This window comes from Marinomonas sp. ef1 (genome assembly GCF_002806845.1).
Taxonomy (GTDB): domain Bacteria; phylum Pseudomonadota; class Gammaproteobacteria; order Pseudomonadales; family Marinomonadaceae; genus Marinomonas; species Marinomonas polaris.
In genome coordinates, this window is record NZ_NHTT01000001.1 from 435,513 (window position 1) to 452,707 (window position 17,195).

Annotated in this window: 15 protein-coding genes; 10 read left to right on the plus strand and 5 right to left on the minus strand. The window is 41.6% G+C overall.

Annotated features, from left to right (window positions below):
• Positions 1–75: 75 nt before the first annotated feature.
• Complete coding sequence (gene nhaB / locus CCS02_RS01900) at positions 76–1,578, minus strand: sodium/proton antiporter NhaB (RefSeq protein ID WP_100188138.1); 1,503 nt, start codon at positions 1,576–1,578, stop codon at positions 76–78.
• A 176-nt stretch (positions 1,579–1,754) separates the two neighbouring features.
• Here nhaB and sohB point away from each other — a divergent pair, with 176 nt between their 5' ends.
• Complete coding sequence (gene sohB, locus CCS02_RS01905) at positions 1,755–2,798, plus strand: protease SohB (RefSeq protein ID WP_100635490.1); 1,044 nt, start codon at positions 1,755–1,757, stop codon at positions 2,796–2,798.
• A 108-nt stretch (positions 2,799–2,906) separates the two neighbouring features.
• Here the strand turns inward: sohB and CCS02_RS01910 are convergent, their stop codons facing one another.
• From CCS02_RS01910 to folX, 3 genes are read right to left on the minus strand one after another with little or no spacing between them, the layout of a single operon-like run.
• Positions 2,907–3,680, minus strand: a complete 774-nt coding sequence (locus CCS02_RS01910; RefSeq protein WP_100635492.1) for a CsiV family protein — start codon at positions 3,678–3,680, stop codon at positions 2,907–2,909.
• Entirely contained in the window at positions 3,677–7,105 is a 3,429-nt protein-coding gene (gene mfd, locus CCS02_RS01915) for a transcription-repair coupling factor (RefSeq protein WP_100635493.1), read from the minus strand. Before mfd ends, CCS02_RS01910 begins: the two co-directional genes overlap by 4 nt.
• A 7-nt stretch (positions 7,106–7,112) precedes the next feature.
• Positions 7,113–7,481 (minus strand): dihydroneopterin triphosphate 2'-epimerase, encoded by a 369-nt coding sequence (gene folX, locus CCS02_RS01920; RefSeq protein ID WP_072838017.1) that lies wholly within the window; start codon positions 7,479–7,481, stop codon positions 7,113–7,115.
• A gap of 442 nt (positions 7,482–7,923) precedes the next feature.
• On the opposite strand from folX, the gene CCS02_RS01925 reads away from it, so the two are divergent.
• The 9 genes from CCS02_RS01925 (at position 7,924) to sthA (ending at position 16,559) form a co-directional block, all read left to right on the plus strand.
• Complete coding sequence (locus CCS02_RS01925) at positions 7,924–9,261, plus strand: Na(+)-translocating NADH-quinone reductase subunit A (protein ID WP_072838018.1); 1,338 nt, start codon at positions 7,924–7,926, stop codon at positions 9,259–9,261.
• Between the two features lie 3 nt (positions 9,262–9,264).
• Complete coding sequence (locus CCS02_RS01930) at positions 9,265–10,461, plus strand: NADH:ubiquinone reductase (Na(+)-transporting) subunit B (RefSeq protein WP_100188134.1); 1,197 nt, start codon at positions 9,265–9,267, stop codon at positions 10,459–10,461.
• A complete protein-coding gene (locus tag CCS02_RS01935) occupies positions 10,454–11,254 on the plus strand; it encodes a Na(+)-translocating NADH-quinone reductase subunit C (protein WP_100635495.1) in 801 nt (266 codons plus the stop codon). Before CCS02_RS01930 ends, CCS02_RS01935 begins: the two co-directional genes overlap by 8 nt.
• The gene (locus tag CCS02_RS01940; RefSeq protein WP_072838021.1) at positions 11,254–11,916 is read left to right on the plus strand and encodes an NADH:ubiquinone reductase (Na(+)-transporting) subunit D; all 663 of its coding nucleotides are present in this window, start codon (positions 11,254–11,256) and stop codon (positions 11,914–11,916) included. The genes CCS02_RS01935 and CCS02_RS01940 overlap by 1 nt, the downstream gene beginning before the upstream one ends.
• Entirely contained in the window at positions 11,917–12,525 is a 609-nt protein-coding gene (gene nqrE, locus CCS02_RS01945; RefSeq protein ID WP_072838022.1) for an NADH:ubiquinone reductase (Na(+)-transporting) subunit E, read from the plus strand.
• Between the two features lie 42 nt (positions 12,526–12,567).
• The gene (gene nqrF, locus CCS02_RS01950; protein ID WP_072838023.1) at positions 12,568–13,794 is read left to right on the plus strand and encodes an NADH:ubiquinone reductase (Na(+)-transporting) subunit F; all 1,227 of its coding nucleotides are present in this window, start codon (positions 12,568–12,570) and stop codon (positions 13,792–13,794) included.
• A 63-nt stretch (positions 13,795–13,857) separates the two neighbouring features.
• Positions 13,858–14,871 (plus strand): FAD:protein FMN transferase, encoded by a 1,014-nt coding sequence (locus CCS02_RS01955; RefSeq protein ID WP_072838024.1) that lies wholly within the window; start codon positions 13,858–13,860, stop codon positions 14,869–14,871.
• Between the two features lie 38 nt (positions 14,872–14,909).
• Complete coding sequence (nqrM, locus tag CCS02_RS01960; protein WP_072838025.1) at positions 14,910–15,143, plus strand: (Na+)-NQR maturation NqrM; 234 nt, start codon at positions 14,910–14,912, stop codon at positions 15,141–15,143.
• A 21-nt stretch (positions 15,144–15,164) separates the two neighbouring features.
• Entirely contained in the window at positions 15,165–16,559 is a 1,395-nt protein-coding gene (sthA, locus tag CCS02_RS01965) for a Si-specific NAD(P)(+) transhydrogenase (protein ID WP_072838026.1), read from the plus strand.
• A gap of 69 nt (positions 16,560–16,628) precedes the next feature.
• On the opposite strand, the gene CCS02_RS01970 is transcribed toward sthA, so the two are convergent.
• Positions 16,629–17,180: a hypoxanthine-guanine phosphoribosyltransferase gene (locus CCS02_RS01970; protein ID WP_100188131.1), complete on the minus strand. Its 552-nt coding sequence runs from the start codon at positions 17,178–17,180 to the stop codon at positions 16,629–16,631.
• Positions 17,181–17,195: the final 15 nt, after the last annotated feature.

The following is a 17,195-nucleotide window of genomic DNA, read 5'->3' on the forward strand; positions in this document are numbered from 1 at the left end:
CGAATTTATAAAGTAATAAGCAAAAAAATGCCCTCCTAGAAGAGGGCATTTTTATGTGTATTGAGTAGTCGTGTCTTATAAGAAGTAGGTGACACAAAGCCCGCCGACAACGCTAAGTACAACTGTATAAGGTAGGGCCATCCAAACCATCTTGCCGTAAGACAGGCGCAACAGAGGGGCGATCGCAGAAGTTAGCAAGAATAAAAATGCAGCTTGTCCATTTGGTGTTGCTACACTTGGCAGGTTTGTGCCCGTGTTGATAGCAACTGCAAGCGTATTAAAATGTTCACGGGTAATAGTGCCTGCATCAAGCGCTGCTTTTACTTCACTAATATAAACGGTTGCAACAAATACGTTATCGCTGATTGCGGATAAAATACCGTTAGCAATAAAGAACATAATGGGCTGAGAGTCTGTTGGCATATGCAGCACAATATCAATAATTGGCTGGAATAGGTGTTGCTCATGTATCACAGACACAATGGTGAAAAACACAACTAGTAATGCTGTAAAAGGCAGAGCTTCTTCAAATGCGTGGCCTATTTGGTGCTCATCAGTAATGCCGTTGAACGCAGTTAGTAGAACAATAACCATAAGCCCAACTAAACCAACTTCAGCAATATGGAATGCCAAAGATAAGATGAGCACAACAGCAACAATGCCTTGAATGATTAATTTAGCTTTATGTTTGTTGGTTTGTTTTTGGCTCTCTTCTTTTTCGAAATTATTCAGAATGTCTCGTACTGTATCAGGTAGTTGTGCGCCATAGTCAAACCACGCTGTTTTTTCTAGTATTACGACGGTTAATAAACCACAGGCTAAAACGGGCATTGATACAGGAGCGACATAGAGGAAGAACTCAATAAAATCCCAGCCTGCTACTTTGGCGATTAATAAGTTTTGTGGTTCGCCAACCAGTGTCGATACACCACCAAGAGCAGTACCTACAGCGCCATGCATTAACAAATCTCGTAAAAACGAGCGAAACTCATTTAGATCTTCGGTATTTATCGGCAGGATAGAGTCGTCTTTTGCATGGTCGTGGTTTTTATTAGAACTTTGGCCAGAAGCTGCTTTGTGGTAAACCGAATAAAACCCAACTCCAACACTTATCAGAACGGCAGTGACAGTTAAAGCATCCAAAAAGGCGGAAAGTAGAGCAGCAGAAAAACTAAAAATTAATGAAATGACTATTTTAGATTTTACTCTGACTAATAGCTTGTTAAAAATAAACAGTAGCATATCTTTCATAAAGTATATGCCAGCGACCATAAACATAAGCAGTAAAATCACATCGAAATTTTTATTTACTTCATGATAAACACCATCTGAGCTGGTCAGTCCTAGTAGGACGGCCTGAATAGCAATTAACCCACCGGGTTGAAGGGGGTAACATTTCAGAGCCATAGCGAGGGTGAATATGAATTCAATGATAAACAACCAACCAGTAATAAAAGGTCCTAACGTAATCACGGCAATAGGGTTGATGATAAGAAATGCGATCACGGCTTGTTTGTACCAGAGGGGGGATGCCCCAAGGAAATTGTTGCCAAGCGCATGTGATAAAGAGGTTTTCATTTATTGCTCCTTTCGGGAAAGCATTAACTTGTTGGCAAGGTATTACGATGTTTTTAAGTTAGACGATAATAAGGGATAAAGAAAACAGTATCTATAGTGATTAATGAGTTATAGATATTGCTATTTATAAAAATAGCCCCACTATCTCAAGAAGTTATGATTATTTAGAGGAAAAGATGTTGGAATTTTTAACTGATTACGTGGGTTTTTTATTAAAATTAGTAAGTGTTGCCTTGGTTATAGGTTTTCTTTTAGCGGCTTTATCTAGTGGAAAGCGCAAATCGCAGCCAGGTAGTTTGTCTGTTACTAAGTTAAATGAAAGCTATGATGCTATGAAAGCTGAACTAGATCATCAATTGTTGGATAAAAAAGTTCTAAAGAGTTTGGCAAAAGAAAAAAAGAAAAAAGAAAAGTTAGAAAAAAAAGCGTTGAAAAAAGCGCCTAAGGAAACCGAGGAAGTTGCTAAAAAGCGTCTTTATGTCTTGGATTTTGATGGTGATATAAAAGCTTCTGCAGTTGAAACGATGCGAGAAGAAATTACGGCAATTTTAAGCGTTGCTAAACCGCAGGATGAAGTGGTTGTTCGTCTGGAAAGTGGTGGCGGTGTAGTGCATGGGTATGGTTTGGCTGCTTCTCAGTTGCAGCGTATTCGGGAAGCAAATATCCCATTAACAATTTGTGTAGATAAAGTTGCTGCCAGTGGTGGTTACATGATGGCGTGTGTCGCCGATAAAATTATTGCAGCACCGTTTGCGATTCTTGGTTCGATTGGTGTGGTTGCGCAAGTTCCTAACGTACATAGATTGCTTGATAAGAGTTTGATTGATGTTGAGCTGCATACCGCAGGGAAATATAAGCGCACCTTAACTATGTTGGGTGTAAATACCGATGAAGGACGTGAAAAATTTAAACAAGATTTAGAAGACACACACGGTTTGTTTAAACGCTTTGTGTCTAGCCAGCGCCCGCAATTGGATATCGAAGATATTGCTACTGGTGACACTTGGTATGGGTCAGAAGCCATAGAGAATAAGTTGATTGATGTGGTGATGACCAGTGATGCTTATTTGGTTTCTCATTATGAAAATGCAGACGTAATACAAGTGACTTATAAGCAACCAAAAGGTATGGCTGAACGTCTTGGTCTGTCATTCTTTTCGGCTTTGGAACAAAAGGCTGTATCCTGGGTTGGAAAAATAACGCAGTCTCGTGGTTATTAATTAGTAATCTTGAAAAGCTACTTTGTCATAAAAAAGAAAGCTTTTAAAAAAGAATTGAAAAAAGAGTGGTATGCGATGCATGCCACTCTTTTTTTTGTGTTTGCTGTTCTACCTGTTTGTTAGTTCGTTTGTGCTTTGCAGAGAATCGTAAGTTAGGCTTTTCCCTGTTTCGGGTGCTACTGATTGTGTAGCAATTTTCTCTATTGCGTCTTCTAACTCAATTGGCTCGAAATATATTAATGTGCCAATCGTGGGATGGTCTAGATAGTTTACTTTTTTGCTGGCTGTTTTATTACTTTGATTTAGCTTCAATACCAATGCAGGCTCGAACTCTTTGAAATCAGGTTGGTTTTTTGTCTGTGAAAATATTGATGAGCTTCCATCATGTTCGCTGTTTTGAATGGGATCAGGTTGAGTGAAACTGTCAAACAGATAGTGTTTATATTGGATGTCTGACTCTAAGTAACGCCCAAGTTTAATGGCGATGTTGCCAGTTAGTTCTGGGTAGCCATCTTTCTCTTGTTCACTATAGAAGGATTTCCTGATGGTGTCTCCTGGGTATCTGAAAATGAGAGTCCATTTTTTGTTGGCTAATATTGTGACGTTTTTACCTAACCTTGCTTCGACGTTTCCGAAAGGTGTGGATTGCGCATTGTTGTTGTCGTCGGTGCTTTTTTCATCACCTGTTAGGCGAATAAGGTTGTCTGTCGAAAGAATGCTTTTGTAATTTACTTGCTCGCTAGTTAGAGCGTCTGGCCATTGGAATATCACCATGTAGCCTTCATAGGCTCTAGCTGTATCGGGGTTGATTTGCTCATCAGCAGCAAAAATTTGAGTGCTGAGTAGATTTAGGGATAGAAAAATAGCAATCAGGGATTTCAATGTAATAATTCCAAAGTCATTGTCGTTTGTTGGAAGCGCTCTTCCGCGCTATTCATTGGAGCTAAAAATTTCAACGTATCAGAGCCAACCAGTTTGTAGGTATCGGGTTTCGTTTGGATGAGTCGAATAAGCTTCATCGGGTCGACTGGTGTTTTGCTGTTAAAGAAGATTTTACCTTCTTTTGCATTGGCTTCAATTTTATTAATACCAAGGCTTTCCGCTTTAAGTTTTAGTTCTGTTTGACGGAATAAGTTTTTTGTTGCGTCAGGCAGTAGTCCAAAGCGGTCAATCATTTCCACTTGAAGATCTTTTAGTTCGTCGCTGCTTTTTGCGCTGGCAATACGTTTATACAGAATCAAGCGTGAATGTACATCACCTAAATAATCTTCTGGAATGAGTGCGGATACTCGCAAGTTTACTTCGGTTTGCGCAGGAGACGTAATATCTATATCGGGAGACTCACCATTTTTGAGGGATTTTACTGCTCTGTCTAGCATGTCCATAAATAGCGAGAAACCAACGTGTTCAATGTGTCCACTTTGACCGTCGCCTAATAGTTCGCCGGTGCCACGGATTTCTAAATCGTGAGTTGCTAACGTGAATCCTGCGCCAAGTTTGTCAGCAAGCATGATGGCTTCAAGGCGTTTTTCTGCATCGCCTGTGACTTTACGATCATTTGGAGTCAGTAAATATGCATAAGCCTGATGGTGAGATCGACCAACACGGCCTCGCAATTGGTGTAGTTGTGCTAAACCAAATTTATCGGCTCGCTCAATGATAATCGTGTTGGCGTTTGGTATGTCGATGCCAGTTTCTATAATGGTAGAGCAGACGAGTACGTTGGCTCTTTTGTGGTAAAAGTCAGACATGACTTGTTCCAGCTCTCTTTCGCGCATCTGACCGTGACCAACAATAACGCGAGCTTCTGGGATTAATTCCTCCAACTCTTCCGCCGCTTTTTGGATGGTTTGTACTTCATTATGTAAGTAATAAACCTGCCCGCCACGATGCAGCTCGCGCAAAATGGCTTCTTTGATTTGATGCTCGTCTTTTTGTTTTACAAAGGTTTTTACAGATAAGCGTTTGGCTGGTGGTGTGGCAATAATGGATAAATCACGAATACCAGACAAAGACATGTTTAGTGTTCGAGGAATTGGTGTGGCGGTTAAAGTTAATATATCAACTTCTGCTCGTAGGGCTTTAAATTGCTCTTTTTGCTTCACACCAAAACGATGCTCTTCATCGATAATAACCAGTCCCAAATTGGCAAACTTAACATCACTTTGGATGAGTTTATGGGTGCCAACAACAATGTCTGCTTTGCCAGATTCTAGTCGATCGATTGATGTATTGGATTGTTTGCCTGAGCGGAAACGAGATAATAGTTCGATCTCTACTGGCCAGTCGGCAAAACGGTCGCAAAAATTTTCATAGTGCTGTTGAGCTAGTAGTGTGGTTGGGACAAGAACGGCCACTTGTTTTCCGTCTTGAACGGCTAGGAAGGCTGCTCTCATGGCGACTTCTGTTTTGCCAAATCCCACATCGCCACAGACCAAGCGATCCATTGGCTTTTTAGTAGACATATCGGCCATGACTGCATCGATTGCCATTTGCTGATCGGGTGTTTCTTCAAACGGGAAGCCTGCAGAGAATAATTCGTATTGATCATCTGGCTTGGCGAAAGCATAACCAACTCGTGCCTCGCGTTGCGCGTATATTTCTAGTAGTTCTGCCGCTGTGTCGCGGGCTTTTTCTGCTGCTTTTTGTTTGGCGACACTCCATTTGTCAGTACCAAGTTTATGCAGTGGTGCGGTATCTTCATCTGCGCCTGTGTAACGAGAAATTAATTGTAATGATGAAACAGGGACATAAAGTTTTGCGTCATTGGCATAGCCTAGCGTTAGAAGTTCTGTCTCTTGTCCATCTATTTCTAAATTGGTTAGTCCAAGGTAGCGACCGACGCCGTGATCGATGTGGACAACAGGAGCATTTAATCTCAGTTCGGTGAGATTGCGGATGATCGCGTCTTCACTAATATTGCTTTGTTTATTGCGTCGACGATGCTGAGAAACGCGCTCGCCTAATATTTCACTTTCAGGAATTAGGGCTAGCTCATCATTAATTATGAAGCCGCGACCAATATTACCTTCGGTGATGGCGAGCGCCTTTGTTGATTTGGTGAAAGCTTCCCAGCCGTCCACTTGCTTAGGTTTAATGTCGTATTTTTTTAGCAGATCAAGCAGTGCTTCTCGGCGGCCCGCAGACTCTGCGACGATAAGAACTCTAGCTGTTGTTTTTGCGAGGAAGTCTTGTAGTTTGCCAAGGGGGCGCGCTGCTTTCGAATCAATTTTAACAACATCAAGGGCTTTATATGCTGGGTGATCTCCCGCTGTCGAAAAAATGATGTTTGTATATCGATTAAGTTGTGCAAAAAGCTCATCTTCTCGTAGACAAATTTCATCGGGCTTTAAAATAGGGCGCTCGATGTTGTAATTAAGTGATTCGTGGCGACTACGGAAATCAAGTTGAATGCTGGCAAACTGATCATTAAAGTTGTCTGAGCGAATGATGAGAGTATTGTCAGGTAGATAATCAAATATACTGGCGGTTTGTTCAAAGAACAAAGGTAAATAGTATTCTATGCCTGCCGGAATCAGGCCGCTGGAAATATCTTGGTAAATCGGGCTTGAAAGCGGGTTTGTCTCAAAGCGTTCTCTAAAAGCTTGGCGAAACTGCTGAATGCCCTGTGATGTGGTTGGGAATTCTTTTGCTGGAAGCATTTTGATTTCTGAAACTTTGCTTATGCTGCGTTGTGTTTCAGGGTCGAACCATCGAATGGACTCAATTTCATTGTCAAACCAGTCAATCCTAATGGGGTTTTCTGCGCCCATCGGGTAGACATCCATCAAGGCGCCACGAATGGCGTATTCGCCATGTTCGCGGACGACACTCACATTTGAGGAGCCGACATTTAAGTAGCCCGCGTTTGTTAGTTTTCTTGATAGCTGTTCAAGAGGTAGCTCCAGCCCTTCTTCTAAATGAAAACGTTGAGCATCAAGATGCTGTTTTGGGCAAAGTCGTGTTAGGCAAGAAGCAACCGTTGTTAGTACGATCGGGTTTTTCGTTTCGGAAAGTTTGGCCAGTGTTTCCAAACGCTGAGAAATGATGTCTTGGTGCGGTGAAAAGGCATCATATGGCAATGTTTCCCAGTCGCTAAATCTCAATATTTCTCTTTTGTTTTGATTTAGAAACTGTATTTCATCTTCAAGCTCATTTAATTCGGCAACAGTATTGGCCATGTAAAGAGTTGGCTGTTTATGTTGAGAGGCTATTGCTAGCAGTTGTAATGCTTTTCTGCTGCCGTCTAGGCCACTAATTAAATTCTTGAAGCCTGGCTTTAGTGTTATTGATACGGTTTCTGACATGTTGGGCTTATTGTTCTCTAGTGGCGGATAGCGTCAAGGATACAGAGTCTGCAAAACGTAATGCGTGTGGTTTTGCAACTTCAACTTTTGCAAAGGTAACATTATTTGACGTCATGCAAAGTTCCAGCAAGTCTGCGGTTAGCTTTTCGAGTAAAAGAAAGCGATTGCTTTCGGTGTGGGCTATCATTTCTTTACAGATAGTTCGGTAGTTTACCGCATTTTCAACATTATCTGTGTCATAGGCTTGAGAGGCTGGGTAATGTATCCAAGCGTTAATAACAACATCTTGTTTGTTTTGTTTTTCAGACTCATTGAATCCAATGTAGGTTCTTAGACGTAAATTTTTAATATGAATTTGAGCTTCTGGTTTGATCATAGTTGTGCTTCCGTGTTTTTGAGCCTATTCATTTATTAGGCGATATTGTGTCGTTTTCAATCATGTATGGCAACTAACTAAAGTACGTTGGATTGCACTGTTTGGATTGCCTTGCTCCATTTTAATTAATCTAACTGGCGTTGATTGGCAATGTTGCGTCGAAGCGTGTAATAAAATAACAAAAAAAAGTATTTTTTACGGCTTTACATCATGGAATAAGGATGAAGTAGTACTTTTAAGTAAAAGTTGGTGCTTAAAGACCGCCTCATGAGCTGGTCAATGGGGGGAATGATCTTTATAATACGTCGGTTTTTTGGTGAAGTGAGTTTGCGTTTTACAATTACCTTAAGGTTAGTTGTTCGTTCATGCATGTTTTCCCGGAGGGGGGTGTGAACATTACGCATTACGCTTTTTGTGTTCAATTTATTGTTGGGCAGAACATATGTATAAAATTACAAAAGGCCTAGATCTACCGATCTCAGGTGCTCCCAATCAAGTGATTGAGACGGCTGCTGCTGCTAAAACAGTTGCTGTGATTGGTCCAGACTTTCATGGAATGAAACCCACCATGCTTGTCAAGGAAGGGGACAAAGTCAAAAAAGGTCAGGTTGTCTTTACAGATAAGAAAACGGAGGGTGTTAACTATACTTCTCCTGCTTCTGGAACTGTAGCTGCTATTAACCGTGGCGCACGACGTGTATTTCAGTCGCTTGTTATTAGTGTTGAAGGTAATGAGTCCGAAACCTTCGCTGCTTATTCTGGCTCTGAACTAAAATCTTTAGAACGTAGTAAGGTTGTAGATAATCTGGTGAATTCTGGATTGTGGACATCATTCCGTACGCGTCCGTTCTCGAAAGTGCCTGAAATTGCTTCAGTGCCGAATTCCATTTTTGTTACCGCAATTGATACTAATCCGTTGGCTGCTTCTCCTGAAGTCGTGCTTGCTGATCAGGCGGAAGCATTTGCAGATGGTCTTACCGTGTTAACTCGTTTGACTGAAGGTAAGGTTTTTCTATGTAAAGCGCCTGGTGCGAAAATTCCTACAACGTCTGATGTGACAGTTGAAGAGTTCTCTGGTGTGCACCCTGCTGGTCTAGCTGGTACGCACATTCATTTCCTTGATCCAGTCAGCGACAAGAAAACAGTTTGGTCTATTAATTACCAAGATGTTGTTGCTATCGGCAAACTTTTTGTTACTGGTGAGCTTAGTGTTGAGCGGGTTATCGCTGTGGCTGGCCCACAGGTTAAAAAGCCTCGCTTAGTTCGTACTCAAGTTGGTGCAAGCTTAGATGATCTGTTGGCAGGTGAATTAGCAGAAGGTGATAACCGAGTTATCTCTGGTTCTGTTCTTTCTGGTCGTAACGCTTTTGGGCCTTTTGCTTTCTTGGGGCGCTACCACAATCAAGTATCTGTATTGCTTGAAGGTCGTGAGCGTCAAATGATGCATTATCTTCGTGCTGGTGTAGAAAAACATTCTATTATGAATGTGTTCTTGTCTAAGCTTACTGGTAAGAAATCATTTGATATGACAACGACGACAAATGGTAGTGATCGTACCATGTTGCCTCTTGGTAATTTTGAGCGCGTTATGCCGCTTGATATTTTGCCAACACAATTGCTACGTGCGTTGGTTGTGAATGATACGGAGCAAGCTCAAAAGCTTGGTGCACTTGAGTTGGATGATGAAGATTTGGCTTTGTGTACTTACAGTTGCTCAGGTAAGTTCGAATATGGCCCGATCCTTCGGGATTGCCTAACTCTAATAGAGAAAGAGGGTTAATTCATGGGGCTTAGAAAAGTACTCGATAAAATGGAACCTGAGTTTCACTCAGGTGGAAAATACGAAAAGTGGTACGCGCTTTACGAAGCTGTAGATACTATTTTTTACCGCCCAAGTTCTGTGACCAAAAATGGCTCTCATGTTCGTGATGCTGTGGATATGAAGCGCATCATGATTTTGGTTTGGATGTGTACATTCCCAGCTATGTTCTTTGGTATGTATAACATTGGTTTGCAAGCCAATACTGCTATGGAAGCAATGGGAGTAGCGCCTGCTGACTCTTGGCGTCATGCCATTATTGGTAGTCTGACTAGCTATAATGCCTCAAGCATTTGGGACAATATGATTTACGGTGCAATGTACTTTTTGCCTGTTTATCTTGTTACCTTTGTTGTGGGTGGTTTTTGGGAAGTATTGTTTTCTTCTGTGCGTAAGCATGAGATAAACGAAGGCTTCTTTGTTACTTCCATTCTTTTTGCGTTGTCATTACCTGCAACCGTTCCTTTATGGCAAGTTGCCTTAGGGATTAGTTTTGGTGTTGTGTTGGCGAAAGAAGTGTTTGGTGGTACAGGTAAAAACTTCCTGAACCCTGCATTGGCTGGTCGTGCTTTCCTATTCTTTGCTTACCCAGCTTCTATGTCTGGTGATGCAGTTTGGACAGCGGTTGATGGGTTTTCTGGTGCAACAGCACTAAGTCAGCTTTCAGCTGATGGTGTTGCTGGTTTAACCGTTGCTTGGTCTGATGCATTCTTTGGCTTTATTCAAGGTTCAATGGGCGAGACTTCTACTTTAGCGATCCTAATTGGTGGTTGTGCATTGTTAGTAATGCGAATTGCTGCTTGGCGAATCGTCGCTGGCGTTATGCTGGGTATGGTACTAACCTCTGCGTTGTTTAACGTAATTGGTTCTGACACTAATCCTATGTTCGCTACGCCTTGGTATTGGCATCTTGTTTTAGGTGGTTTTGCCTTCGGTATGATGTACATGGCGACTGATCCAGTATCTGCATCAATGACGAATCGTGGTAAGTGGTTTTATGGCGCTCTGATTGGTTTGATGGTTGTACTGATTCGTGTTGTTAACCCTGCATACCCAGAGGGTATGATGTTAGCAATTCTATTCGCGAATTTGTTTGCGCCATTTATTGATCACTTTGTTGTTCAGGCGAACATTAAACGGAGGATTGCACGCAATGGCTAGTAGTAACGATAGTATTAAAAAGACCATTATAGTTGCTTTATCTTTGTGTTTGGTTTGTTCTATTTTTGTTGCAGCGGCAGCGGTAGGCCTTAAGCCTATTCAGAACACCAATAAAGATTTAGACCGTAAACGTAATATTTTATCAGCAGCTGGCATGCTTGAATCCGGTAAGTCGGTTGATGAGATTTTCGAATCGGTTGAATCTCGTGTTGTTAATTTACAAACTGGTAAATTTGCAACGCAGGAAGAGCTGCAAGCAGCAGGTATTAAAGCTGCTACCTTTGACCAAAAGTCTGCCGCGAAAGATCCTAAGCTATCTATTGCCCTTAAGGGTGAACAAGATCCAGCGGGTATTAAGCGTCGCTCAAACTTCTCAGTTGTTTATCTTGTGAAGTCTGGTGATAGAATTGATCGAATCATTCTTCCTGTGCATGGCTATGGTTTATGGTCAACTATGTATGGTTTTATGGCTTTGAAAAATGACTTCAATACAGTGATTGGTTTTGGTTTCTATGACCAAGGCGAAACACCTGGATTGGGTGGTGAAGTAGACAATCCTAATTGGAAAGCGTTGTGGAAAGGTAAAGAAATTTACAATGAGCAAGGCGAAGCTGTTATCCATCTTGTAAAAGGTGGTGTTGATAGTTCAGACCCTAAAGCTGCTTATAAAGTAGATGGTTTATCTGGAGCAACACTAACAAGTCGTGGTGTTACTCATCTTGTTCAATACTGGTTAGGTCAAGAAGGTTTTGGACCATTCTTATCGCAACTGCGTAGCGAAGGAGTTCAATAATGTCTGATGTGAAAAAAGTCCTTTTTGGGCCAATTCTTGCTAATAACCCAATTGCTTTGCAAATTTTGGGTATTTGTTCTGCATTGGCTGTAACAAGTAGTCTGAAGGTTAGTTTGGTTATGGCAATAGCCTTGACCTTAGTAACGGCTTTTTCGAGCTTCTTTATTGCGATTATTCGTAACCATATTCCAAACAGCATTCGTATCATTGTTCAGATGATTATCATTGCTTCGTTGGTAATTGTGGTTGATCAGATTTTGAAAGCGTTTGCTTTTGAAATTAGTAAGCAGCTTTCTGTATTCGTTGGTCTTATTATTACGAACTGTATCGTAATGGGGCGTGCAGAAGCGTTTGCGATGAAGAATGGTCCTGTGATGAGCTTTGTCGATGGTATTGGTAACGGTTTGGGCTACAGCGCGATGTTGATCGTTGTTGCTTTTTTCCGTGAATTGCTAGGCGCCGGTAAATTATTTGGTTTTGAGATCTTTGCCACTGTACAGAATGGTGGTTGGTACCAACCTAATGGTTTGATGTTGCTTCCACCAAGTGCGTTCTTTGTTATTGGCTTGGTTATTTGGGCTTTGCGCTCTTATAAGAAAGAGCAAGTAGAAGAGCCTGAGTTTAAGATCGCAGCGAATTCTCGTTCTCAGGAGGCGCTATAAATGGAACATTTAATAAGTCTATTTGTTAAGGCTGTTTTCGTTGAAAACATGGCGTTGGCTTTTTTCCTTGGTATGTGTACTTTTCTGGCTTTGTCCAAAAAAGTAGAAACAGCGATAGGTTTGGGTATTGCCGTTGTTGTTGTGTTGGCGATTACTGTTCCACTTAACAACTTGTTGTACCAGAATCTATTGATCGATGGTGCACTTGAGTGGGCAGGCTTGCCTGGTGTTGATCTTAGCTTCCTAGGTTTGTTGAGCTACATTGGTGTTATCGCTGCTGTCGTTCAAATTTTGGAAATGGCTTTAGATAAATACATGCCTGCGTTATACAACGCGTTGGGTGTATTTTTACCACTTATCACAGTGAACTGTGCCATCATGGGTGCTTCTTTGTTCATGGTTGAGCGTGACTATAACTTTAGTGAAAGTCTTGTTTACGGTGTAGGTGCTGGTGTTGGTTGGGCGTTAGCAATTGCTGCGCTAGCTGGTATTCGGGAGAAGCTTAAGTATTCAGATGTTCCTGCAGGTCTTCGTGGTCTTGGTATCACGTTTATTACTGTTGGTCTAATGAGCTTAGGTTTTATGTCATTTTCTGGTGTGCAGCTTTAATTGGCTGCCCATTTAGACAACCAAGAATAAGGTTTAACTAACATGGTCAACTTAGAAATTATTCTAGGTGTGGTGATGTTCACAGCTATCGTGCTTGCGTTAGTGGCAATTATCCTTGCTGCTCGTGCGCGCTTGGTAAGTACTGGGGACGTTACAATTCGCATCAATGGTGAAAAGGAAGTAACTGCACCTGCTGGTGGCAAGTTGCTTCAAACTTTGGCGAACAGTGGCATTTTTCTATCATCTGCTTGTGGCGGTGGTGGTACTTGTGCTCAGTGTAAATGTAAAGTGACTAGTGGTGGCGGTTCTATGCTTTCTACTGAGCAGTCTCACTTTACTCGTCGTGATGAAAAAGAAGGTTATCGCTTATCTTGTCAAGTTTCTGTGAAGCAAGATATGGATGTAGAGGTACCTGAAGAAGTGTTTGGTGTTAAAGCGTGGGAATGTACTGTTGAGTCAAACCCTAACTTAGCGACCTTCATTAAAGAGTTGACGTTAAAATTGCCTGAAGGCGAAAACGTTGATTTCCGTGCGGGTGGTTATGTTCAGCTTGAAGCGCCAGCGCATACTGTGTATTACAAAGATTTTGATATTGAAGAAGAGTACCGTGGTGACTGGGATAAATTTAACCTTTGGAAGTTCGTATCCAAGGTAGATGAAACCGTTATTCGTGCTTACTCAATGGCGAACTATCCTGAAGAAAAAGGCATTGTGAAGTTTAATATCCGTATTGCTTCACCGCCTCCAGGTAAAGATGATTTACCGCCAGGTCAGATGTCTTCTTATGTGTTCAGTCTTAAGCCTGGCGATAAGATAAAAGTATACGGTCCATTTGGTGAGTTCTTTGCCAAAGATACTGATGCTGAAATGGTGTTTGTTGGTGGTGGTGCTGGTATGGCGCCAATGCGTTCACACATCTTTGATCAGCTTAAGCGTTTGAATTCGAAACGTAAGATTTCATTCTGGTACGGTGCTCGTAGCGTACGTGAAGCCTTCTATTCTGAGGAATACGATAAGCTTCAAGAAGAGAATGACAACTTCGAATGGCATTTGGCGCTTTCTGATCCTCAGCCTGAAGATAACTGGGAAGGTAAAACTGGCTTTATTCATAACGTTCTTTATGAAAGTTATCTAAAAGACCATCCTGCTCCAGAAGATTGTGAGTTCTACATGTGTGGACCTCCAATGATGAACGCATCTGTAATTAAGATGTTAGAAGATCTAGGTGTAGAAAAAGAAAACATCCTACTTGATGATTTCGGTGGCTAGCACCTGAATAAAGACCCACCTTTAGGTGGGTCTTTATTTTATTGGCGACTAAAAAGACCTTATATGCGTAAAAAAATACTATTTTCAGCCTTCCTGCTTATCGCTATTGCGGTCGTGTACCGTCTTTCTGTTTTCACTCCTGAATTAGCTAGTTTCTCTGGCCCTACAATGGGCACAACCTATACAGTGAAGTTTTTTACTACAAAAGACGTTAATAATTCTTCGGATTTGAAGGATGATGTTGATGCTGCGCTGGTTAGAGTTAATAAACTCATGTCGACTTACGATCCTAATTCAGAGCTTTCGCTTTTTAACAAGCTGCCTGAAGGCCAATCTGCTAATGTTAGTGAAGATATGGCTTATGTTATCGATAAGGCGTTGCTTATTAGTGAAATGAGTGGCGGTGAATACGATGTTACTATCGGGCCTTTGGTTAACCTATGGGGGTTCGGACCAGGGAAGCGTGAAGATAAAGTGCCTAGTCAAGAATTGATTGATGAGGCGAAGTCGCGAGTGGGTTATCACTATTTAAAGCTTGATGGCCGTCGTTTGACCAAAGAAAAAGACATCTATGTAGATTTGTCCTCTATTGCTAAGGGGTATGGCGTTGATGTAGTGGCACGAGTGCTTCAAGATAGAGGGATAGAGAGCTATTTGGTTGAAGTGGGAGGTGAAATAATATCCAAAGGTTTAAAGCCCGATGGAACTCCTTGGAAAATAGCGATCGAAAGTCCTGCAGGTGGGCATGATATTGCAGAGCGTATTATATCTGTGACTGATTTTGCTGTTGCTACATCTGGAGATTACAGAAATTATTTTGAAAAAAATGGTGTGCGTTACTCTCATACTATTAACCCTGTTACGGGGCGGCCAATTACGCACAGGCTAGTTTCTGTTACTGTAGTAGATAAAACGACAACAATGGCTGATGGTCTTGCTACAGCAATTACTGTGCTTGGTCCTGAAAAGGGTTTTGAGTTTGCTCAACAAAATGGTATTGCGGCTTATTTGTTGGTGAAAACAGATTTTGGTTTTGAAGAGCATCCATCTGATGCTTTTAAATCTTATTTAGAGTAATTGAACTTTATATATTTTTATTTTTTAGGAGAAATCATATGTTGACGATTATTTTGGCATTTGTCCTTATGCTTTTATTGGTTACTGCTATGTCTGTCGGTGTGTTGATGGGTAGAAAACCTATTTCTGGTTCTTGTGGTGGCATGAGCGCTTTAGGAATGGAAGTTGCCTGCGATATTTGTGGTGGAGACAAGGGTAAGTGCGAGAAAGAAACGAAAAAAGGTATGGCGGCAACAGTCTCTGATGACACGTTTTACGACGCATCTAAATAATTGAACAGTGAAGAGGGTATTATGACGACGAGACATTATGATGTGGTGGTGTTAGGCACGGGTCCTGCCGGAGAAGGTGCTGCAATGAGTGCTGCGAAGGCTGGCAAAAGAGTGGCTGTTATTGAGGCGAGTTCGCAAGTAGGCGGAAGTTGTACGCATTTAGGGACCATTCCATCAAAGGCATTGCGTCACGCTGTTAAGGAAATTATTGCCTTCAATACTAACCCAATGTTCCGTGATATCGGTGAGCCTCGTTGGTTTTCATTTCCAAAAGTTTTGGATCGTGCGAATCGAGTAATTGATAAACAGGTCATGGGTCGTACGGAATATTATGCACGTAACCGAATTGATATTTACTTTGGTAGAGGTAAGTTCAAAGATGCGAATACGATAGAAGTAAATACCTATGAGAAAGGGCCAGAGCTTCTAGAGGCAAAGAAAGTCGTGATTGCAACTGGTTCGCGTCCATACCGTCCAGCCAATATCGATTTTTCGCATCCTCGTATTTATTGTTCTGATACCATCTTAAGTTTAAGTCATACTCCGCGCTCTTTGATTATCTATGGTGCGGGTGTAATTGGTTGTGAGTATGCATCTATTTTTTGTGGTTTGGGTGTACGTGTTGAGCTAATCAATCCAGCCAAAAAATTATTGAGCTTTCTTGATGATGAGATTACAGATGCGTTGAGTTATCACTTGCGTGATGGTGGTGTTTTGATTCGTCACAATGAAACGTATGATTCTGTTGAAACCACAGAGCGTGGCGTAGTGATGCATATGGCGTCAGGTAAAAAATTACGCGCAGATGCTTTGTTGTTCTGTAATGGTCGATCCGGTAATACCGATAATTTGGGTCTAGAGTCAATTAACTTAGAGGTTAATAGTCGCGGGCAATTAGCGGTAAATGATACCTATCAAACGCAGGTTGAGAACGTCTATGCTGCAGGTGATGTTATCGGTTGGCCAAGTTTAGCCAGTGCGGCGTATGATCAAGGTCGTGCTGCTGCTGCTAATATGTTTGGTTCTCCTGGTGGTGAGTTCATTAGTGAAGTGCCGACAGGTATCTATACAATTCCTGAAATAAGTTCAGTAGGCAAAACGGAAGCTGAATTGACGGCTGAAAAAGTGCCTTACGAAGTAGGTCGTGCTTTCTTTAAAAACACTGCTCGCGCACAAATCACAGGTGAGGCGGTTGGAATGTTGAAGATTTTGTTTCACCGCGAGTCGCTAGAGTTGCTGGGGATTCACTGTTTCGGTGACCAAGCGTCAGAGATTGTTCACATTGGTCAAGCGATTATGAAGCAGCCTGGTAAACAGAACACATTGAAGTACTTTTTAAATACGACTTTTAACTACCCAACTATGGCGGAAGCCTATCGAGTTGCGGCGCTCAATGGTTTTAATCGAGTGTTCTAGTTTTAGTTTGTTATAAAAATACCCACTTTATTGAAGTGGGTATTTTTTTGTCTGCCATTTGATGTTGAATTAACTGTCTTTAATAGCGTAGATGCCTTTTAGGTTTCTGAAGAAGCCTTTGTAATCCATTCCGTAGCCGAATAAAAACCTGTCAGCAACATCTGTTCCGACATAATCTGGAGTCATGTTTGTTTTGCGGTCGTGTAATTTATTAATAACGGTCGCAGTGTATACGCCGCTTGTTTCTTGGTTTTCTAGCCATTTAGCAATCGCTTGTAAGGTGTGTCCTTGATCAAAAATATCGTCTACAACGAGGACGTGCCTGTTTTTAAGGCTCGTTTGTGGGTAGCTTAGCCAATTAAGTGAGGCACCTTCTGTTTCCATTCCGTATCGAGTGGCATGAATGTAGTCGAGTTCTAATGGAAAGTTTAAGCGTTCTATCAAAGCGGCTGTTGGAATTAATCCGCCATTCATAACACAAAGAACAAGAGGGAGCTTATCTGCTAGGTCTGCCGTTATTTGTGTTGCCATCTTATCAAGGGCTTCGTTAAGTTTTGCTTCGTCAACTAAGCAATCCGCCTCATCTAAAATTTTGTTTAGGTCGTTGATTGTATTCGTCATGGTAAGCCCTATTGT